At 64.5% G+C, this 20071-nt stretch carries 20 protein-coding genes and 1 tRNA gene; 8 read left to right on the top strand and 13 right to left on the bottom strand.

The annotated features are described in order from the left end of the window. Positions 1–5 precede the first annotated feature (5 nt). Together AO057_RS00805 and AO057_RS00800 are read right to left on the bottom strand one after the other, a co-directional pair. Positions 6–233, bottom strand: a complete 228-nt coding sequence (locus AO057_RS00805) for a PP0621 family protein (protein ID WP_057673837.1) — start codon at positions 231–233, stop codon at positions 6–8. Beyond that, complete coding sequence (locus tag AO057_RS00800; protein ID WP_057677118.1) at positions 230–1024, bottom strand: cytochrome C assembly family protein; 795 nt, start codon at positions 1022–1024, stop codon at positions 230–232. Before AO057_RS00800 ends, AO057_RS00805 begins: the two co-directional genes overlap by 4 nt. A 72-nt stretch (positions 1025–1096) precedes the next feature. Here AO057_RS00800 and ffh point away from each other — a divergent pair, with 72 nt between their 5' ends. After that, positions 1097–2461, top strand: a complete 1365-nt coding sequence (gene ffh / locus AO057_RS00795) for a signal recognition particle protein (protein WP_057673836.1) — start codon at positions 1097–1099, stop codon at positions 2459–2461. 55 nt (positions 2462–2516) lie between these two features. On the opposite strand, the gene miaB is transcribed toward ffh, so the two are convergent. The 5 genes from miaB to ilvA all read right to left on the bottom strand — a co-directional run bounded on the left by miaB (position 2517) and on the right by ilvA (position 6851). Continuing rightward, entirely contained in the window at positions 2517–3842 is a 1326-nt protein-coding gene (gene miaB / locus AO057_RS00790; protein WP_057673835.1) for a tRNA (N6-isopentenyl adenosine(37)-C2)-methylthiotransferase MiaB, read from the bottom strand. Between the two features lie 80 nt (positions 3843–3922). Continuing rightward, positions 3923–4306: a hypothetical protein gene (locus AO057_RS00785; protein WP_082605356.1), complete on the bottom strand. Its 384-nt coding sequence runs from the start codon at positions 4304–4306 to the stop codon at positions 3923–3925. Positions 4307–4383: 77 nt separating this feature from the next. Next, positions 4384–4460: transfer RNA gene (locus tag AO057_RS00780), tRNA-Met, on the bottom strand. Between the two features lie 31 nt (positions 4461–4491). Beyond that, on the bottom strand, positions 4492–5271 hold the full coding sequence (locus tag AO057_RS00775; protein ID WP_057673834.1) for an enoyl-CoA hydratase: 780 nt from the start codon (positions 5269–5271) through the stop codon (positions 4492–4494). Between the two features lie 32 nt (positions 5272–5303). Next, entirely contained in the window at positions 5304–6851 is a 1548-nt protein-coding gene (gene ilvA / locus AO057_RS00770) for a threonine ammonia-lyase, biosynthetic (RefSeq protein WP_057673833.1), read from the bottom strand. Positions 6852–6910: 59 nt separating this feature from the next. Between ilvA and AO057_RS00765 the strand changes: the two genes are divergently transcribed. Continuing rightward, complete coding sequence (locus tag AO057_RS00765) at positions 6911–7360, top strand: OsmC family protein (protein ID WP_057673832.1); 450 nt, start codon at positions 6911–6913, stop codon at positions 7358–7360. 4 nt (positions 7361–7364) lie between these two features. Here AO057_RS00765 and coq7 read toward each other — a convergent pair whose 3' ends face one another. Continuing rightward, entirely contained in the window at positions 7365–7994 is a 630-nt protein-coding gene (gene coq7 / locus AO057_RS00760) for a 2-polyprenyl-3-methyl-6-methoxy-1,4-benzoquinone monooxygenase (protein ID WP_057673831.1), read from the bottom strand. An 18-nt stretch (positions 7995–8012) separates the two neighbouring features. Then, positions 8013–8258: a type II toxin-antitoxin system Phd/YefM family antitoxin gene (locus tag AO057_RS18055; protein WP_205629986.1), complete on the bottom strand. Its 246-nt coding sequence runs from the start codon at positions 8256–8258 to the stop codon at positions 8013–8015. Between the two features lie 294 nt (positions 8259–8552). Between AO057_RS18055 and AO057_RS00750 the strand changes: the two genes are divergently transcribed. Then, complete coding sequence (locus AO057_RS00750; protein WP_057673829.1) at positions 8553–9575, top strand: porin; 1023 nt, start codon at positions 8553–8555, stop codon at positions 9573–9575. Between the two features lie 270 nt (positions 9576–9845). Further along, positions 9846–10454 carry a DUF3047 domain-containing protein gene (locus AO057_RS00745; RefSeq protein WP_057673828.1) on the top strand — a complete coding sequence of 203 codons (609 nt, stop codon included), beginning with the start codon at positions 9846–9848 and terminating at the stop codon, positions 10452–10454. 24 nt (positions 10455–10478) lie between these two features. Here the strand turns inward: AO057_RS00745 and AO057_RS00740 are convergent, their stop codons facing one another. Further along, complete coding sequence (locus AO057_RS00740) at positions 10479–11327, bottom strand: MurR/RpiR family transcriptional regulator (RefSeq protein ID WP_057673827.1); 849 nt, start codon at positions 11325–11327, stop codon at positions 10479–10481. A 174-nt stretch (positions 11328–11501) separates the two neighbouring features. On the opposite strand from AO057_RS00740, the gene tal reads away from it, so the two are divergent. Beyond that, positions 11502–12449: a transaldolase gene (tal, locus tag AO057_RS00735; RefSeq protein WP_057673826.1), complete on the top strand. Its 948-nt coding sequence runs from the start codon at positions 11502–11504 to the stop codon at positions 12447–12449. Then, positions 12449–14008: a glucose-6-phosphate isomerase gene (gene pgi / locus AO057_RS00730; protein ID WP_057673825.1), complete on the top strand. Its 1560-nt coding sequence runs from the start codon at positions 12449–12451 to the stop codon at positions 14006–14008. The genes tal and pgi overlap by 1 nt, the downstream gene beginning before the upstream one ends. Before the next feature lie 202 nt (positions 14009–14210). On the opposite strand, the gene groL is transcribed toward pgi, so the two are convergent. Next, on the bottom strand, positions 14211–15863 hold the full coding sequence (groL, locus tag AO057_RS00725) for a chaperonin GroEL (RefSeq protein ID WP_057673824.1): 1653 nt from the start codon (positions 15861–15863) through the stop codon (positions 14211–14213). Positions 15864–15923: 60 nt separating this feature from the next. Next, positions 15924–16214 carry a co-chaperone GroES gene (gene groES, locus AO057_RS00720; protein ID WP_057673823.1) on the bottom strand — a complete coding sequence of 97 codons (291 nt, stop codon included), beginning with the start codon at positions 16212–16214 and terminating at the stop codon, positions 15924–15926. Between the two features lie 257 nt (positions 16215–16471). Here groES and AO057_RS00715 point away from each other — a divergent pair, with 257 nt between their 5' ends. Further along, positions 16472–17641 (top strand): exo-alpha-sialidase, encoded by a 1170-nt coding sequence (locus AO057_RS00715; protein WP_156404441.1) that lies wholly within the window; start codon positions 16472–16474, stop codon positions 17639–17641. A gap of 13 nt (positions 17642–17654) precedes the next feature. Continuing rightward, positions 17655–18302, top strand: coding sequence for a hypothetical protein (locus tag AO057_RS00710; protein WP_057673821.1), 648 nt, complete (start codon positions 17655–17657; stop codon positions 18300–18302). Here the strand turns inward: AO057_RS00710 and AO057_RS00705 are convergent. Next, positions 18299–20062, bottom strand: a complete 1764-nt coding sequence (locus tag AO057_RS00705) for a glycosyl transferase family 39 (RefSeq protein WP_156404440.1) — start codon at positions 20060–20062, stop codon at positions 18299–18301. The genes AO057_RS00710 and AO057_RS00705 overlap by 4 nt on opposite strands. Positions 20063–20071: the final 9 nt, after the last annotated feature.

The following is a 20071-nucleotide window of genomic DNA, read 5'->3' as shown; positions in this document are numbered from 1 at the left end:
ACAAGCTAGTTCTCCGCGAGCTGCCGATGTTCGGGGCTGCAATACAGGCCGATGCGGCCTACGACGGCATCAGCATGTGGGAGGTGCACGCCGCAGTGTGCACAGCGCACCATCTCCTGCGGGCCGGGTGGCGGTGGAGGGGCGGCCTGGTCGGAGCGTTTCTCGCTGCGGCGGCCCGAGCGCCACAGCCAGACGACCAGCAGCGCGATGGCCAGGAAGAGCAGGAACTTCATGCGGTGCTGCGCCCCAGGACGATTTCGAGCACGAAACGCGAACCTACGTAGGCCAGCAGCAGCAGGCCGGCGCCGGTAAACAGCAGGCGGGCCGCACGCCAGCCGCGCCAGCCAAAGCGTGCGCGGCCGATCAGCAACACGGCAAAGACCCCCCAGGACAGCACGGAAAACACCGTCTTGTGGCTCCATTTCCAGGCCGTGCCATAGAGCTGTTCGTCGAACAGCAGGCCGGCCAGCAGCGTGGCCGACAGCAGCACGAAACCGGCGGTGACGAAGCGGAAGGTCAGGCGCTCCAGCGTCAGCAGCGGCAGCCCGCTGTCGGTCTCGGCCGCATGGCGGATGCGTGCCTCAGCGCGCAGCATCAACAGGGCGTGCACCACGGCGACGGCAAACAGGCCGTAGGAGGCGATGCCCAGCGCCCAGTGCAGCGGCAGCCACGCCGAGGCACTGGCCTGCAGGGGCTGGCCGGGGTAGAACAGGGCCAGCAGCACGGCGCCGGCGCCCAGGATGGAGAGCGCCCAGCGGGTCTGCAATTGCGGATAGAGCTGGCTTTCGATGGCATAAACGGCAGCGACCAGCCAGACCGTGACCGAGAGCGCCGGCGCGAAACCGAAGCGGGGGCTGTCCCCCAGCAGGCTCCAACCGAGCAACAGGCCGTGCGCCAGCCAGGCCAGCAGCACGGCGCGGCGTGCTGCCACGGGGGGCAGGCGGCCGGCGGCCGGGGCGGCATAGGCCGCGGCGGCCAGTAGGGCCAGGGCCATGCCGGTGGGGGAGGCACTGGGTAAAATCATCATGGTTACAGTTTAGCCCCTTGCCAATCGCCGGTTGGCGTGCCGCTTCTTCTTGCCCACCGGAATACCTCCATGGCCTCCGCCCTCACCGACAAACTCAGCCGCCTGGTCAAGGAAATCCGCGGTCAGGCCCGCATCACCGAATCCAATGTGGCCGACATGCTGCGCGAGGTGCGCATGGCCCTGCTGGAGGCCGACGTGGCCCTGCCCGTGGTGCGCGACTTCATCGCCCGCGTCAAGGACCAGGCCCTGGGCCAGGCCGTCATGGGCTCGCTCACGCCTGGCCAGGCCCTGGTGGGCATCGTCAACCGCGAACTCGCCGCCACCATGGGCGAGGGCGTGGCCGACATCAACCTCGCGGCCCAGCCGCCGGCCGTGATCCTGATGGCGGGCCTGCAGGGCGCCGGCAAGACCACCACCACGGCCAAGCTGGCCCGCCACCTGATCGAGAAGCGCAAGAAGAAGGTGCTGACCGTCTCCGGCGACGTCTACCGCCCGGCCGCCATCGAGCAGCTCAAGACCGTGACCGCGCAGGCCGGGGCCGAGTGGTTCCCCAGCACGCCGGAGCAGAAGCCGGCTGACATCGCGCGTGCGGCGCTGGACTATGCGAAGAAGCATTTCTTCGACGTGCTGCTGGTCGACACCGCCGGCCGCCTGGCCATTGATGAAGCGCTGATGCGCGAGATCCGCGAGCTGCACGCCGTGCTCAACCCGGTGGAAACGCTGTTCGTGGTCGACGCCATGCAGGGCCAGGATGCGATCAACACCGCCCGGGCCTTCAAGGAAGCCCTGCCGCTGACCGGCATCATCCTGACCAAGACCGACGGCGATTCACGCGGCGGTGCGGCCCTCTCGGTGCGCGCCGTCACCGGCGTGCCCATCAAGTTTGCCGGCACCAGCGAGAAGCTCGACGGCCTGGAGGTCTTCGACGCCCAGCGCCATGCGGGCCGTGTGCTGGGCATGGGCGATATTGTGGCCCTGGTCGAGCAGGTCACGGCCGGTGTGGACATGGAGGCCGCGCAGAAACTGGCCGCCAAGGTCAAGAGCGGCGCCGGTTTCGATCTCAACGACTTCCTGGCCCAGCTGCAGCAGATGAAACAGATGGGGGGGCTTTCCAGCCTGATGGATAAATTGCCGGCCCAGATGGCGGCCAAGGCCGGCCAGGTGGACACCGACAAGGTCGAGCGCGACCTGCGCCGCAAGGAAGGCATCATCAACAGCATGACCAAGCTCGAGCGCCGCAAGCCCGAACTCATCAAGGCCACGCGCAAGCGCCGCATCGCCGCCGGCGCAGGTGTGCAGGTTCAGGACGTCAACCGCATGCTCAAGGAATTCGAGCAGATGCAGGAGATGATGAAGAAGATGAAGGGCGGCGGCATGATGAAACTCATGAAGCGTATGGGGGGCATGAAAGGCATGCCCAAGATGCCTTTCTGAGACCTTGCGGGACAGACCAAGAATCGCGCAGCGATTTTGCTCTGTCCTCAACTGATCAGGCCGTCAGCACCTCACCGCGCAGGCTGTAGTGCAGGGCCTCGGTGATGTTCACGTCGAGCATCTGGCCGATCAGGCGTTTGGGGGCCTTGAAGTTCACCACCCGGTTGCACTCGGTGCGGCCCATCAGTTCCTCCGCGTCCCGCTTGGACGGCCCTTCCACCAGGATGCGCTGCACCGTGCCCAGGCGGCTGGCGCTGATGCGCTTGAGATTGACCTCGATCGCTGCTTGCAGCAGCTGCAGTCGCTTGAGCTTGACCTCGTGCGGCGTATCGTCGTGCAGGTTGGCCGCGGGGGTGCCCGGGCGCGGGCTGAAGATGAAGCTGAAGGAGTTGTCGAAGCCCACGTCCTCGATCAGCTTCATCATCCTGCTGAAATCATCCTCCGTCTCACCCGGAAAGCCGACGATGAAGTCGCTGCTGATGGACATGTCGGGCCGGATGGCGCGCAGCTTGCGCACCGTGCTCTTGTATTCCATCGCCGTGTAGCCGCGTTTCATGGCCATCAGGATGCGATCGCTGCCGTGCTGCACCGGCAGGTGCAGGTGGCTGACCAGCTTCGGGCATTTCTCGTACGCGGCGATCAATGAGGGCGTGAACTCGTTGGGGTGGCTGGTGGTGTAGCGGATGCGCTCGATGCCGGGGATCTCGGCCACGTATTCGAGCAGGGTGGCGAAGTCGGCGGTCTCGGCCGTGCCGCCCATGGGGGCTCGCCAGGCATTCACGTTCTGCCCCAGCAGGTTGACTTCCCTGACCCCCTGGTCGGCCAGGCCGGCGATTTCCACCAGCACGTCCTCGAAGGGGCGGCTCACTTCCTCGCCACGGGTGTAGGGCACGACGCAGTAGCTGCAATACTTGGAGCAGCCTTCCATGATGCTGACAAAGGCGGTCACGCCTTCCACCTTGGCCGGGGGCAGGTGGTCGAATTTCTCGATTTCGGGGAAGCTGATGTCCACCTGCGGGCGGTTCTGTGCATCGCGCGCGTTCAGCAGCTCGGGCAGGCGGTGCAGGGTCTGCGGGCCGAACACCACGTCCACATAGGGCGCGCGCCGGATGATCTCGGCACCCTCCTGGCTGGCTACGCAGCCGCCCACGCCGATCTTCACGCCCTTCTTTTTCAGGTGCTGCACGCGACCGAGATCGGAGAACACCTTTTCCTGTGCTTTTTCGCGTACCGAACAGGTGTTGAAGAGGATGAGGTCGGCCTCCTCCACGTCTTGCGTCGGCTCGTAACCCTGGGCAGCGCCCAGCACGTCGGCCATCTTGTCCGAGTCGTACTCGTTCATCTGGCAACCGAAGGTCTTGATGAAAACTTTTTTGCTCATGGTGCGTTCCTGAAACCGACCGCGCCGACGGAAAGCCTGACAGCTGACCGACGGGTTTGCAGTGGCTGGCAGATGAGGGGTCAGTACGGCGTGGGGGCCGGCTGGGGCGGCATGCCGGCGGCGGCCTCGCTGGCCCTGAGGATCCAGACCTCGTGCACCAGCCCCAGCGGGTCACGTGTGTAACGCACCACCAGCTCCTGTCCGAGCAATGCGCCCGAGACGACCATCAGGTTGTTGCGGTCACGGATGCGCGCGCCGGGTGCGAGCCGTGCCGGTTGGCCGTCCATCAGAACCTCGGGCGGTGCAAGCACCCGCAGGACGCCGCGCTGGGCCTTGGCCGAGATGGGTGGGATGCGTTGGGGTTCGGTCACCTGGGCCGAGGCGCCTTGGGTGACAAGCGTGCTACCGAAGGCCAAAGCCAGGCAGAGGGCGCGGAAGCGGTGAGATGCAGGGCAGCGGTTCATGGTGTTTATCCAGAGGCTGAAATCGGTGCGTAAACAAAAAGCCACTGTACAGGGACAGTGGCTTTTCAGGTTTATCTTGGTGGTGATAGGTGGATTTGAACCACCGACATCAGCATTATGAATGCTGCGCTCTAACCAACTGAGCTATATCACCAACGGGGCAAATTATAGCGTTTTTTGCCGCATCAGCAATTCCGGAAAGCAGGCTTGCGCTTGTTGACAAAGGCGTCCATGCCCTCCTTCTGGTCGGCCGTGGCAAAGAGGGCGTGGAACAGGCGGCGCTCGAACATGATGCCGTCGTTGAGCGAGCCCTCGAAGGCCCGGTTCACGGCCTCCTTGGCGGCCATCACGGCGACTTGCGAGTACTCGCAGATCATCAGGGCGGCGGCCAGCGTTTCCTCCATCAGTTTGTCCAGCGCCACGACCCGGCTGACCAGGCCGGCGCGCTCGGCCTCCGTCGCGTCCATCATGCGCCCGGTCAGTGTCATGTCCATGGCCTTGGCCTTGCCCACGGCGCGTGGCAGTCGTTGCGTGCCGCCGGCGCCGGGGATGACACCGAGCTTGATCTCAGGCTGGCCGAAGCGGGCGTTGTCGGCGGCGATGATGAAGTCGCACATCATGGCCATCTCGCAGCCGCCGCCCAGGGCAAAACCGCTGACGGCGGCGATCACCGGCTTGCGGATGCTGCGCAGGGTCTCCCAGTTGCGCGTGATGTAGTCGCCTTTGTAGACATCGGCAAAGCTGTAGCTGGCCATGGCGCCGATGTCGGCGCCGGCGGCAAAGGCTTTCTCGCTGCCGGTGATGACCATGCAGCCTATCGCCGCGTCGGCATCGAAGGCCTTGAGCGCTGCGCCCAGCTCGTCCATCAACTGGTCGTTCAGCGCATTGAGCTGCTTGGGGCGGTTCAGTGTGATGATGCCGACCTTGTCGGCCTCGGTGCGCACCTGGATCAGTTCGTAGCTCATGGCGTCTCTTTCGTATCTGCTGAAAAGGGTGATCAGGCCTGCAGGAACATGCGGTAGGCCGGGTTGCGGGTCTCCTCCACATAGGCATACCCAAGAGTGTCGAGGAATTTGGCAAAAGCCTTGTCGTCGGTCTTGGGCACCTGGATGCCCACCAGGATGCGACCGTAATCGGCGCCCTGATTGCGGTAGTGGAACAGGCTGATGTTCCAGCCCGGACGCATCAGGTTCAGGAACTTCATCAGCGCACCCGGCCGCTCGGGGAAGACGAAGCGCAGCAGTCGCTCGTCTTTCGCCAGCGCCGAGTGGCCCCCCACCATGTGGCGGATGTGTTCCTGGGCCAGGTCGTCGTGCGTCAGGTCCAGCGCAGCGAAGCCGTGGCGTTTGAAGTTGGTCGCGATCTTGCTGCTTTCGCCCTTGGTCGAGGTGGTGAGGCCGACGAACACATGGGCTTGCCGGTCGTCGCTGATGCGGTAGTTGAACTCGGTCACGTTGCGCGGCCCGCCCGGCAGGGTGCCGATCAGTTCGCAGAAACGGCGGAAGCTGCCGCGTTCTTCGGGGATGGTCACCGCAAACAGCGCCTCGCGCTCCTCACCCACCTCGGCGCGCTCGGCCACGAAACGCAGGCGGTCGAAGTTCATGTTGGCGCCGCACAGGATGGCAGCGTAGGTCTGTCCTTTGGTCTTGTGTTTCGCCACGTACTGCTTGATGGCGGCCACGGCCAGCGCGCCGGCGGGCTCCACGATGCTGCGCGTATCCACGAATACGTCCTTGATGGCGGCGCAGACGGCGTCAGTGTCGACCTCGATGTAATCGTCCACCAGCTTGCGTGTCAGGCGGAAGGTCTCCTCGCCCACCAGCTTGACGGCGGTGCCGTCGGAGAACAGGCCCACGTCCTGCAGCGTGACGCGCTTGCCCGCGCGCACCGACTGGATCATGGCGTTTGAGTCGTTCATCTGCACCCCGATGACCTTGATCTCCGGACGGACGGCCTTGATGTAGGCCGCCACGCCGCTGATCAGCCCGCCGCCGCCGATGGCCACGAAAACGGCGTCCAGCGGGCCCTGGTGCTGGCGCAGCATCTCCATGGCGATGGTGCCCTGGCCGGCGATCACGTCCGGGTCGTCGAAAGGGTGGACGAAGGTCAGCCCCTGCTTCTTCTGCAGGGTGAGGGAATGGTTGTAAGCATCGGAATAGCTGTCGCCGTGCAGCAGCACCTCGCCCCCCAGCGCCTTGACGGCATCGATCTTGAGCTGCGGCGTGGTGGTGGGCATCACGATCACCGCGCGTGTGCCCAGGCGGTTTGCGCCCAGCGCCACGCCCTGGGCATGGTTGCCGGCCGAGGCGCAGATCACTCCCCTTTTGAGCTCATCCGGAGAAAGATGCGCCATCTTGTTGTAGGCGCCGCGCAGCTTGAAGCTGAACACTGCCTGCTGGTCCTCGCGCTTGAGCAGCACCTTGTTGTGCAGGCGACGGCTCAGCGCCTTGGCCGGCTCGAAGGGCGATTCCACGGCCACGTCGTAGACACGTGCGGTCAGGATCTTTTTCAGGTAATCGGCGGGCTGGAGTGCTTTGTTTTTCATGGAGGCTGGCGGTGTGGGGATAATTTGCGCCAGACCCCCATTTTGACAAGGAACAGAACATGGAATGCACAGTCAGCTGGGCCGGCGCCACCGGCGCGCGCTCCAACATGGGCTTCGTGGCCGAAACCGGCAGCGGCCACGTTCTGATGATGGACGGCGCGCCCGATACGGCCAAGCCCGAGAACGGCGGCCAGAACCTGGCCCCGCGGCCCATGGAAACCGTGCTGGCCGGCACGGGCGGCTGCACGGCTTATGACGTGGTGCTCATCCTCAAACGTGGCCGGCACGAGGTGCGCGGCTGCAGCGTCAAGCTCAGCAGCGAGCGGGCCATGGAAGATCCCAAGGTCTTCACCAAGATCCACATGCACTTCACCGTGACCGGCAAAGGCATCCCGGCCGCCGCCGTGGAGCGTGCCATCAAGATGAGCCACGACAAGTACTGTTCGGCCAGCATCATGCTGGGCAAGACGGCCGAGATCACGACCAGTTTTGACGTGATCGAGGGCTGAGCCCCTAAATGTGGTGCGCGGTGGTTGTCATGACCTTGGCCGCCGCGCGCATCAATTCCTTCACCGGCCCGGGCAGTTCCACCGCCCCGGCCTTCTGTGCATCCACGGCGTGTTTCACCTCGTCGGCGGCCATCTGCGTCACGATGGCGCGCGAAGTCTGGTCTCCTGCGGGCAGCCGGTCCATATGGCTCATCAGGTGGGCTTCCACCTGGCGCTCGGTTTCCACCACGAAACCCAGGCTGACCGCGTTGCCCAGGCGCCCGGCCAGCAGGCCGATGCCGAAGGCGCCGGCGTACCAGAGCGGGTTGAGCAGCGAGGTGCGTGACCCTAGTTCGTCCAGGCGCTGTTGGGTCCAGGCCAGGTGATCGGTCTCTTCGGCGCAGGCGCGCGTGAAGTGCGCGCGCAGGGCAGGGTTGGGCGTGGTGAGGGCCTGGGCGGTGTAAAGCGCCTGGGCACAGACCTCGCCCACGTGGTTCACGCGCATCAGTGCGGCCGAAAGGCGCTTGTCCTCGCTCGTCAGTTCCCGGTCCGGGGCGGCCGGGCGAGGTGTTGGGTGTGCAGCCCGAGGCGGGGCAAACAGGGTGCGCAGGGCCGTGTCGGCGGCGCTGAGCAGGGCGTCGATGGGCGTGATCATGGCTGGATTGTCCTGAATTCAGCCACGGGCTGCCTTGGCCTGGCTCAACAAGGCTTCGATCAGCTGTCGGTAGGGTGTTGCCTCTGGCGGGGCCCCGTCGGCTTGGGCGGCGACATGACGCAGCCGGCCCAGCTCTTCCAGCACGGCTTCGAGCAGGGGGGGCTCCAGCAAGTAGAACCCGACCCGGTTGTGGTTCAGCACGGCCACCGGACGGCCTTCGGCCTGGCGCAGTACGGCGGCCGGGTTCTTCTTGAATTGGGACATGCTCACGGCCCGATCAACCAGCAAGGTCTGCATAGATGGCTCTTTTATAAGCTCTTATTTTAGAGCTTATTGTGTGGGGGGGCGGCCGGACCTCAGTCGCATTGCCTGTTGTTTGTGCATTGTTGCAGGGTCACAACGAAACCCGGTGCGAATCGGGAGGACTCCGGGGTTTTCCTTTGACCCGGCTACCGGGCTCTGGTGCAATACATCCAACTTCCTTGCTAGAGGAGGTTGGCCCGGGGATCCGGAAACTCCCTTCGGGACCCCTTGTTAAACCTTTGGAGAACTTTCAACATGAAAAAGACCCTGATTGCCGTGGCCGCCCTGGCTGCCACCACCGCTTTCGCCCAGAACGTGACCGTGATCGGTACCGTGGACGCCACCTACCGTTCGACCACCGTTGATTACGGCAACGGCACCTCCGGTGGCCAGAACGCCATCGGCCAGAACGGTTCGGGCACGTCCAACTTCACCCTGATCGGCACCGAAGACCTCGGCGGCGGTCTGAAGGCCATCTTCAATGCCGAATTTGACTTCGACCCCTCCAACAAGACTGCTCAAGGCCCCATCGGTGGCGGTCAGCTGTTTGTCGGTCTGGAAGGCGCCTTCGGCTCCATCAAGGCTGGTATGCCCAACTCCCCGACCCTGACGGTCCAGGGTTCGCGTTCCGCTTTCGGCACCAAGGACGGCGGCCGTGTTGGCGTGGCTACCTCGGCTAACATCGCCACCTCGTCGGGCGGCTCCGTCATGGGCCAGTCCGTGACCCGTACCGCTGGTTCCCTGCTGTACACCACGCCGAACTTCTCCGGTTTCAGCGCTCAGCTGGACTACGCTCCCGGCGCCAAGACTGAGGCTGGTATCGCCGAAACCGGTGCCACCACCGACCTCGGTGCCTTCTATGCCAACGGCCCCATCGCTGCCGGCGTGACCCGCTACACCGTCGCCGCTGCCGGCGCGGCCAGCGAGCTGGGCCTGACCAGCTACTACGGTTCCTACAACTTCGGCGTGGCCAAGGCCACCTTGGGTGGTCATCAGCGCAAGCAAGACAGCGCTGGCATCGATGACTCCGGCTACGGTGCAGCCGTGGACGTGCCCCTGTCGCCCGCTCTGACCCTGTCCGCTCACCTGGTGAAGGTGGACGACAAGGCTGTGGCCGATCTGGACAAGACGATGATGGCCATTGGCCTGAACTACGCTCTGAGCAAGCGTACGTCGACCTATGTGCGTTATGTGAGCGAGAAGGCTGACAACGCCACGACCGCCGCTCAAATCAAGACCGGCAGCGAGTACCTGGTCGGCGTGCGCCACAACTTCTGATCTGACGCTGGCGCAAGCCAGCTGACGATAAGAACTAAAAACCCTGCCGCGGCAACGTGGCGGGGTTTTTTTATGGAATGGTTGTTTTCAATGAATAGAACTCAGCTTGTGATGCGATGGAAATGCCGACGGGGGGTGGGCGCCCTGGGGGTATTTCCTGCTTTTGGTGCAATGGCCGTGATGCTGCTTGGCTTGACGGCCTGCAGTTCAACGACAACATCGTTTGAGCGGGCCTCAAGTGAGGCGCCGGCCTTTCATGGCTGGCAGCACATGTCACTGCCTGGCAAGGCGGCCACGGCTTATCTGCCCGTACACGTTGCCGGGCGGGAGGCCATGGAAGTGCAGGCCCTGTCCTCGGCCAGTCTCTTGCGGCGCAAGCTGGGTATCGCGCCTGAGGATCTGGGGCAGATCCGTTTTTCGTGGCGAGTACCGGCCTTGATGCCGACGGCGGACCTGGCGCGGCGTGACAGGGCGGATTCCGTGGTGCGTGTGGTCTTGAGCTTTGATGGCGACCGCGCACAATTCTCGCTGCGCGACAGCATGCTGTCCGAACTGGTCCAGTTGATGACGGGCGAACCGCTGCCCTACGCGACGCTGATGTATGTCTGGTGCCCGACACGCGAAGCCGGCAGCGTCATCACCAACCCGCGTACCGAGCGCATCCGCAAGCTGGTGGTGGAATCCGGCCCGGCACGACTGAACCAGTGGCTGGACTATGAGCGCGATATACGCGCCGATTACCGCCAGGTGTTTGGCGAAGAGCCCGGCCGGCTGATCGGCGTGGCCATCATGACCGACAGCGACAACACACAATCACAAGCCCGCGCCTGGTACGGCCCGGTGGAACTGGATGGTGCCTTGCTGGCGCGCCATCCCTAGGGTGCCAATGGGGCGGGCTGCGTCTCAGGCGTAGCGTTTGTTGCGCAGGTTGTTTTTCATTTCCTTGAGCATGGGCTGCAGGCGGTTGCCGCCGATGCGCAACGCCACGCAGGTGGCCAGGATGTCCACGATCATCAGGTGCAGCAGGCGCGAGACCATGGGGCTGTAGCGGTCATACCCTTCGGGGTGGTCGGCGGCCAGGTGGATGTGGCCGGCCAGGGCCAGCGGCGAGCCGCTGGTCGTGATGACGATGGTGGTGGCGCCGTTCTTGCGCGCGATATCGCAGGCATCCATCAGGTCGCGGGTGCGGCCCGAGTTGGAGATGATCACCATGCAGTCACCCGGGCCCATGAGCGAGGCGCTCATGACCTGCATGTGGCCATCGCTGTAGGCCACGGTGTTCACGCCCAGCCGGAAGAATTTGTGCTGCGCGTCCAGCGCCACGATGCCCGAGTTGCCCGCGCCGATGAACTCGATGCGCTTGCCGGTCTTGTAGGTGGCGGCCAGCACGGCCACAGCCTTGTCGATCGCTGCGGTGCTGGCGTTGTTGCGGTACTTGAGAAAGGCCGATACCGTGTTGTCGATCACCTTGACCACCACGTCGCTGGTCTTGTCGTCCACGTCCACGCTGCGGTGGATGAAGGGCACGCCTTCGCTGACGGTACCGGCCAGCTTGAGCTTGAAGTCGGAGAGGCCGTCGTAGCCCATGCTGCGGCAAAAACGCACCACGGTGGGTTTGCTCACGTGCGAGCGGTCGGCCAGTTCGCTGACGGGCAGGTTGGCAAAGGCGCGCGGATCGGCCAGGACAAGCTGGCCCACGCGCTGTTCGGCCGGAGCCAGCGAGGGGAGCGAAGCGCGAATGCGGTCGAGCATGAGGTCTCCAATAGTGCGTCTGGTACTGCAACCCCGTTCGCGCTGAGCCTGTCGAAGCGCAGCGCCAGCAAAACCAGGACTTCGACAAGCTCAGTCCGAACGGATGGGGTGAGATATGCAGGTTACATGGATTTTCGAAAAAGCGTAATTTTATTTCACTCATAATTCAAACCCATGAACCAACTCGATGCGCTGCGCCAGTTCACCACCGTGGTGGCCGATACGGGCGATTTCCACCAGCTGGCGGCTGTCAAACCGCAAGACGCGACGACCAATCCTTCGCTCATCCTCAAGGCAGTGCAAAAGCCCGATTACCAGCCCTTGCTGCAGCAGGCCGTGGACCAGTTCCGCGGCCGGGCGCTGGACGAAATCATCGACCGCTTGCTGGTGCGCTTCGGTTGCGAGATCCTCGCGCTCATCCCGGGACGCGTTTCGACCGAAGTCGATGCCCGCCTGAGCTTCGACACGCAGGCCACGGTGGCGCGCGCCGAGCGCATCATCGAGCTGTACCAGGCCCAGGGCATCCATATCGACCGCGTGTTGATCAAGATCGCTGCCACGTGGGAGGGCATCCAGGCGGCCGCGTTGCTGGAGAAGCGCGGCATCCATACCAATCTCACGCTCCTGTTTTCCTTTTGCCAGGCCGTGGCCTGCGGGCAGGCGAAGGTGCAGCTGATTTCGCCCTTCGTGGGCCGCATTTACGACTGGTACAAGAAAGCCGCTGGCAACACCTGGGACGAGGTGGCCAACAGCGGTGTCAACGACCCGGGTGTGAAATCCGTCCACGCCATCTACAAGCATTACAAATGCCATGGCATCAGCACCGAGGTCATGGGGGCGAGTTTTCGCAACGTGGGCCAGATCGTGGCGCTGGCGGGTTGTGACCTGCTGACCATTTCGCCCGAACTGCTGGCGCAGCTGGCGGGCAGCGAGGCGCCGATCAAGCGTGCCCTGGAGCCCGAAACTGCACGCGCACTGGACCTGCCGGCCGTGCAGTATGACGAGACGAGCTTCCGTTATGCCCTCAACGAAGACGCCATGGCCACCGAAAAACTGGCCGAAGGCATACGTGCCTTTGCTGCCGACACGGTGAAGCTCGAGCAACTGATACGCTCTGCCTGATGACACGCACCCGATGCGACCGCACGCCGGCCTGGCCGGCCTTGCGTGCCTTGTACGAGGCCCAGGGCCGGTCCCTGGATCTGCGGCAGGCCTTTTCCACGGATGAGGGACGCTTCGAGCGTTTGAGCCTGCAGGCACCCCATGTGTTCGCCGATCTCTCCAAGAACCTGATCACCACCGCGATCCAGGCCCAACTGACCGAGCTGGCACGCCAGTGCGGGATGGAGCAGCACCGTGATGCCATGCTCCGCGGCGAGCCTGTGAACAGCACGGAGGGCCGGGCCGCCCTGCATTGCTTGCTGCGCCACCCCGGCGGAGCCGCCACCAGCCAGCTCACACCGTACGTACAGGGCGAGCTGCATGAAGTACATGACGTGCTGAACGCCATGCTGACTTACGTTCAGGCCGTGCGTGAGGATGCGGCCATTACCGATGTGGTGAACATCGGCATTGGTGGCTCCGACCTGGGGCCCCAGATGGCGGTACTGGCACTGGACGAGTTCGTCGATCATGGCAAGCGCTACCACTTTGTCTCCAGCGTCGACGGGCATGAACTCAGCAGCGTGTTGCGCCAGGTGCGGCCTGAGAACACCTTGTTCCTGGTGGCGTCCAAGTCCTTTACGACACTGGAGACCATGACCAATGCCCGCTCCGCCAAGGCCTGGTTCGAAGCGCAGGGCGGGCGTGATGTGGCGCGTCACTTCTGCGCGCTGACCAGCAATGTGCAGGCGGCGGCCGAGTTCGGCATCAGCACCACTTTCGGTTTCTGGGACTGGGTGGGCGGGCGCTATTCCATGTGGTCGGCGATCGGTTTGCCAATTGCCATTGCCGTCGGCCCGCAGCGCTTCCGCGAACTGCTGGCCGGTGCGCACGCCATGGACGAGCATTTCCGTACCGCGCCGCTGGAGCGAAATCTGCCAGTGCAGCTGGCCCTGCTCGATGTCTGGTACCGCAATTTCCACGGTTTCGGCAGCCGTAGCGTGGCGCCTTATCACAGCGGCTTGCGTCGTATGCAGGCTTATCTGCAGCAGCTGGAGATGGAGAGCAACGGCAAGCGTGTCGATGAGGCCGGGCAGGCCCTGCCTTACGCCACGTCAGCCGTGATCTGGGGCGAGCCGGCGGCGAACGGGCAGCACGCCTATTTCCAGATGCTGCACCAGGGCAGCGACGTGATCCCGGTCGAGTTCATCGCCGTGAAGAAGGTCGCGCACGACCTGCCCGAGCACCACCACAAGCTGCTGGCCAACGGCCTGGCCCAGGCCCAGGCGCTGATGCTGGGGCAGGACGACATGGGTGGCCACCGTCACATGCCGGGCAACCGGCCCAGTACTTTCCTGGTCCTGGAAGAGCTGACGCCGGCCAGCCTGGGCGCGCTGATCGCGCTGTACGAACACCGCGTGTTCGTGGCGGGGTCGCTCTGGGGCATCAACAGCTTCGACCAGTGGGGTGTGGAGCTCGGCAAGGTGCTGGCCAAGGCCATCGAGCCGCGTCTGAGCAGCGGGGATGCCACCGGCCTGGACGCTTCCACCGCCGGCCTGCTCAAAAGATTGCGGGACTGAGCGCGGCCCTCACCCAGGGGGAGAGGGAGAATGAAAAAACCCGCAGCGTGCTAGCACTGCGGGTTTTTTGTTTTCTGTTCGAGAGCGGTGAGGCTCGTCGACGCAGCATGAGGGCACAGGGCAAGGCGCAAACGCGCTGACAGTGCTTCACAAGCACGGCAAGCGTTTGCAACGCCGCCATGTGCCCTCAGGCAAGGAGCACTTACATGCCCATGTCGCCCATGCCGCCCATACCACCCATGCCGCCAGGCATGCCGCCGCCGGCACCCGCCTCGTCCTTCGGGGACTCGGACACCATGCACTCGGTGGTCAGCATCAGCGAAGCGACCGATGCAGCGTTCTGCAGCGCGGTGCGGGTCACCTTGGTCGGGTCCAGAATGCCCATCTCGATCATGTCGCCGTAGGTGTCGTTGGCGGCGTTGAAGCCGTAATTGCCCTTGCCGGCCAGCACGGCGTTCACCACCACGCTGGCTTCGCCGCCGGCGTTGAACACGATTTCGCGCAGGGGCGATTCGATGGCCTTCAGGACCAGCTTGATGCCGGCGTCCTGGTCAGCGTTGTCACCCTTGATGGTGCCAGCGGCCTGACGGGCGCGCAGCAGGGCCACGCCGCCACCGGCCACGATGCCTTCTTCCACGGCAGCGCGGGTGGCGTGCAGGGCGTCTTCCACGCGGGCCTTCTTTTCCTTCATCTCGACTTCGGTGGCAGCGCCAACCTTGATCACGGCCACGCCGCCGGCCAGCTTGGCCACGCGTTCCTGCAGCTTTTCGCGGTCGTAGTCGGAGGTAGCTTCCTCGATCTGCACGCGCACTTGCTTGACGCGGGCTTCGATGTCAGCGGCAGCGCCGTTGCCGTCGATGATGATGGTGTTTTCCTTGCCCACTTCGATGCGCTTGGCCTGGCCCAGGTCGGCCAGGGTGACCTTTTCCAGCGTCAGGCCCACTTCTTCAGCGATGACCTTGCCGCCGGTCAGGATGGCGATGTCTTCCAGCATGGCCTTGCGACGGTCGCCGAAGCCCGGGGCCTTGACGGCCACGACCTTCAGGATGCCGCGGATGGTGTTGACCACCAGGGTCGCCAGGGCTTCGCCTTCGACGTCTTCGGCAATGATCAGCAGCGGACGGCCGGCCTTGGCCACGGCTTCCAGCGTGGGCAGCAGGTCACGGATGTTGGACACCTTCTTGTCGTACAGCAGCACGAAGGGGTTGTCCAGCAGGGCGGCCTGCTTCTCGGGGTTGTTGATGAAGTAGGGCGACAGGTAACCACGGTCGAACTGCATGCCTTCAACGACGTCGAGTTCGTTCTGCAGGCTCTTGCCGTCTTCCACGGTGATCACGCCTTCCTTGCCGACCTTGTCCATGGCATTGGCGATGATCTCGCCGATGCTCACGTCGCTGTTGGCCGAGATGGAGCCGACCTGGGCGATTTCCTTGGAGGTGGTGGTGGGCTTGGAAGCCTTCTTCAGCTGCTCGATCAGGGCCGTCACGGCCTTGTCGATGCCGCGCTTCAGGTCCATCGGATTCATGCCGGCGGCCACGTACTTCATGCCTTCGCGCACGATGGCCTGGGCCAGCACGGTGGCGGTGGTGGTGCCGTCGCCAGCGTTGTCAGAGGTCTTGGAAGCAACTTCCTTGACCATCTGCGCACCCATGTTCTGCAGCTTGTCCTTCAGTTCGATTTCCTTGGCCACGGACACACCGTCCTTGGTCACGGTGGGGGCGCCGAAAGAGCGCTCGAGCACCACGTTGCGGCCCTTGGGGCCCAGGGTCACCTTGACCGCGTTGGCCAGGATGTTCACACCCTCGACCATGCGGGCGCGGGCTTCACCGCCGAAAATTACGTCTTTAGCTGCCATGTGTATTACTCCAGATTCAAGTTCAAACGATTAAGTCGGATGGATCAATCGCGTTGCGATTTACTTCTCGACAACAGCAAACAGGTCTTCTTCTTTCATGACCAGCAGTTCGTCGCCGCCGACCTTGACGGTCTGGCCGCTGTACTTGCCGAACAGGACGCGGTCGCCGACCTTGACGTTCATGGCGACGATCTCGCCCTTGTCGTTCTTGCGGCCGGGACCCACCGCCAGGACTTCGCCCTGGTCGGGCTTCTCGGCGGCGCTGTCGGGGATGACGATGCCGGAGGCGGTCTTGGTTTCGTTTTCAACGCGCTTGACAATCACGCGATCGGCCAGAGGACGCAGTTTCATCAGGAATCTCCTTGAGTTTGAAACAGGGGTTTGAAATGAGAAAGCACCATAAAGTTGGTGCTCATTAACCTAGTCTAGGATTCAGGTTGTTAGCACTCGAATCCAGAGAGTGCCAATCATAAGGCTTTTTTGCCTTCTTTCAAGCCGGGAAGGGTACTTTGAAGGCGCCGTAGGCACCAGCGGCGAGGCTGTGGCTTGATTCGCTACACTGCACGGGGCCTGCTTTTCGTCCTTAACGCTCCATTCCTGCATCTTTCGTGACCACACTGACAAACCCTGGGTGCATGTGCCGTGGCCTCTGGAGCTGGATTGCAGGTCTGGCCCTGTGCGTGGGTCTGGTGGGTCTGGACCTGTGGTTACGCCCGGCTGAACCGCTGGCCCCGCTGGCCACATGGCCTGCAAGCTCATTGCCACCCGGCGCCACCCCGGTGCTGCAGGCCGCCGGCCGCATCCCGATGCCGGCCCATGCCCCGGCGGCGCATGCCAGCACCTTGCTGGCCATGCCCTCGCAGCATCCGGCTGTTTTGCAGGCCTACTGGTTTGCCGGTTCGCGTGAGAGCGGTCCCGATGTGCAGATCGCCAGTGCCCAGTTCGACCGGGCGACCCAGCAATGGAGCCCGGCCAGCTATGTGGTGAACCGTCATCTTGCGGGCGCGCAGCTGGGTTTCGGCCTGCGTCGCATAGGCAATCCGGTGGCCTGGCGTGATGCGCAGGGCCGCACACATCTCTTTGTCGTGGCCACCGGCCTGGGCGGCTGGGCGGCCGGCCGCATCCTGCACCTGCGCCAGGATGGACCACAGGAGCCGTTCCAGCCGTTGCGCGTGCTGCCGCTGTCCTGGCTGTGGAATACCAGCCACCTGGTACGCGCCATGCCGCTGCCGCTGGCCGATGGCGGCATGGTGCTGCCGGTTTATTTCGAACTCGGCATCAAGTACCCGGTGGCGCTGCGTTTCGATGCGGCGGGCGAGTTCCGCGGCATGGTACGCATGTCACAACGCCGTGACCTGCTGCAGCCCACACTGCTGGCGCGCAGTGAGACCGAGTGGCTTGCCCTGCTGCGTGACAACCGTGCGCAGCGGCAATTGCGTGCGGTGCAAACCAAAGACGGCGGATTGCACTGGCAGGACCTGCCCGACCCAGGCATGCCCAACCCCGACGCTTCGGTGGCGGGCCTGAGCCTGCAACCCGGTCTGATGTTCCTGGCGCACAACCCGCGTGCCGAATCCCGCGCGCAGCTGGCATTGAGCCATTCACGTGACGGCCTGCACTGGACCCAGCTGGAGTTGCTGGCCCAGGGGGGCGAGCGCAGTGAGTACTCCTACCCCTCCATGGCCTGGGCCGACGACAGCTTGTGGGTGAGTTACACCGAAGAGCGGCAGGCGATTGCCTGGCAGCGTTTCATCTTTCTGCCGCAGCAGGCGCGTTGAGTATCGACCGAGCATGGACACCCATTCCTTCTTCCTCGCGCTGATCTCCACGCAGACCCCCTTGTTGCCCTTGCCCTGGGGGGAGCGCCTTTATCTGCCCCTGGCCTGGGGGCTGGTGCTGGCCTGGGGGGCGAGTTGGCTCCTGGAGCGCCGGGGCGCGCCCAATTCAAAGCTGAAATCGTGGTTGCCACTCCTGCTCATCCTGTGGTGCCTGTGGCCAGGACCGGCATCACCGGCCTACTGGCTGGGACTGGCGTTCCGTGCCCCCAGTCTCCTGCTCACGCTCCTGTGTACCTGGGCTTTGCTGGCGCACTACAAACCTGCACGGTGGACGCCCGTGCCCGTGGAGGCACTGCGGCACCAGGCTTGGGTGCTGGTGGTGCTCGGCTGGGCCCTGCTGCTCGATACCCTGGCGCTCTGGCCGGTGAGCCTCTACAGCCTGGGTTTTGCGCCGCTCACGCTCGGTGTGCTGGTGTTGTTGGGCATGTTGCCCTGGCTGCTGCGTGATGCCGCTCGTCTGTCGGCCCTGCTGGTGGCGGTGCTGGCCTTGTACGTGCTGCTGCGCCTGCCCAGCGGAAACGTCTGGGACGCGTTGCTTGATCCCTGCTTGTGGATCCTGCTGCAGGTCGACTGGCTGCGGCGCAAGCTGCGGCGCGCCTAGGACGGAACCAGCAGCCACTCGCGCCGGTACAGCCACTGCTGCGGGTACCAGAGGTTGTCCAGCCGTACTTCGCCGGGCAGATGCCGGCTGGTGAGCAGCCAGCGCTCGCCCAGCACGCGGCACGCCGGCAGGCAGGGCGGCATGGTCTGCGCGCTGTCCGACTGGATCCAGACGACGGCGGCATGCGTGGCCAAGAGTTGTTGCATCTCGTCGGCCGCCGTCGGTGGTGGCACGCCTGGTGCCCGGCGTGCCATGGCGCGTGCACCGGTCTCGTAGGGCAGGAACTGGTGCCCGCCCGGCAGCAGGAACTGGAAGCGCTCGAACTGGCTGTTGAAGCCGTTGGGTACGGCGATCTTGCCTTGCGGTGTCGCGGCGATGGCCTGCGCGCCATAACGGCCCACCGGGCCATCCATCGGGGCAACGCTCAGGTTGAAGGCGGCGTAGACCAGCAGGCTGGCCAGCACCGCGGCGCCGCGACTCCAGATCGAGCGCCAGAGCCCGGCTGCGATGACCACGGAGCCAGTGGCCACCACCAACAGAGGCAGCCCCAGTTCCAGCGTGGAAGACAGGCCCAGGCTGTAGCCGATCCAGGCGATGCGCGCGATCATGAGCAGCGCCACGCCGGAAATCAGCAGCGTGGGCAGGAACCAGGCGCGCGCTATGTCGCGCCAGTGCAGGGCCAACAGCATGGCCACGGCCGGCATGGCCGGGATCACGTAGCGCGCCGAGCGCTGGCTGGGAAACAGGAAGACCAGCAGCCACACCAGGGCCCAGGCCAGCAGGATGGCCTGGTGCGGCGACAGCGGCCAGTTCTTGCGCAGCTGCGGCAGGCGTTTGAGACCCAGCCAGGCCAGACCGGGGATGAGGAAGAAGAGCAGGCCTGCATTGACCGCATAGGCCAGCAACTGCGACCAGATGCTGGAGCCGCTGAGCGAGAAGGCCTCCTGCCACCAGCCGCGCGCGTCGGAAAACTTGGCCGCGTTCTCGCCGACGATGAACTCGCGCCAGACCGCTTGCGGATCGGGATCGAGTACGAACCAGAGACCGAACACCGCCAGGGCGAGTACCGCGCTGACACCGGTCTTCAGCGTGTGCTGCCAGATGGCTCGCCAGCTCAGATGCGATTCGCTGGCCACCAGGGCCAGCCACCAGGCCGCTGCGGCCGGGGCGATCAGCGCGAAGGATTTGTAGGCCAGGCCCAGCCCCAGGCCCAGGCCGAAGAGGAGGTGTGCCAGCCAGCCTGGGCTGGCCGCCGGCAGGCGCGCACGTTGCCAGAGCAGGGCAAACAGCGGCAGGCTGAACCAGAAGGTCTCGGGTGCGCTCGTGAGGTAGGGGCGACCGTAGCGAAAGGTGCTCAGGAAGGCCAGGAAGATGCAGGCCGCCATGAGCCCTTCGCGCCAGCGCTGCGTGACGGCGCGCAGGCACAGCACGATGGCGCCGCTGACCAGCAGCAGGTAGAGCAGGCTGGGCGTGCGCAGCGCGGCCATGTTCCAGTGCTCGCCCCAGTTTCCGGCCACCATGGCCTGCCAGAACAGCATCGGGGGTTTGGTGTTGCGGGTATCGACCAGCTCCGAGGCCAGGGGCAACCACTGGCCCGTGGCTGCGGTCTCGCGCGCGATGTGCACGTAGACCATCTCGTCGCCGTTGCTGGGCACATACTGCCCGTCCAGACCGAAGACGTAGGCGAAAGCGGCCAGCAGCAGCAGGGCCAGCCAGAAGGCCATGGAGTTTTTGTCGGAAGAAATGCCGGAAGCTTGCATGCGCATCAC

Source organism: Curvibacter sp. PAE-UM (assembly GCF_001432305.1).
Classification (GTDB): domain Bacteria; phylum Pseudomonadota; class Gammaproteobacteria; order Burkholderiales; family Burkholderiaceae_C; genus Hylemonella.
This window is presented reverse-complemented; position numbering and strand designations above follow the sequence as displayed.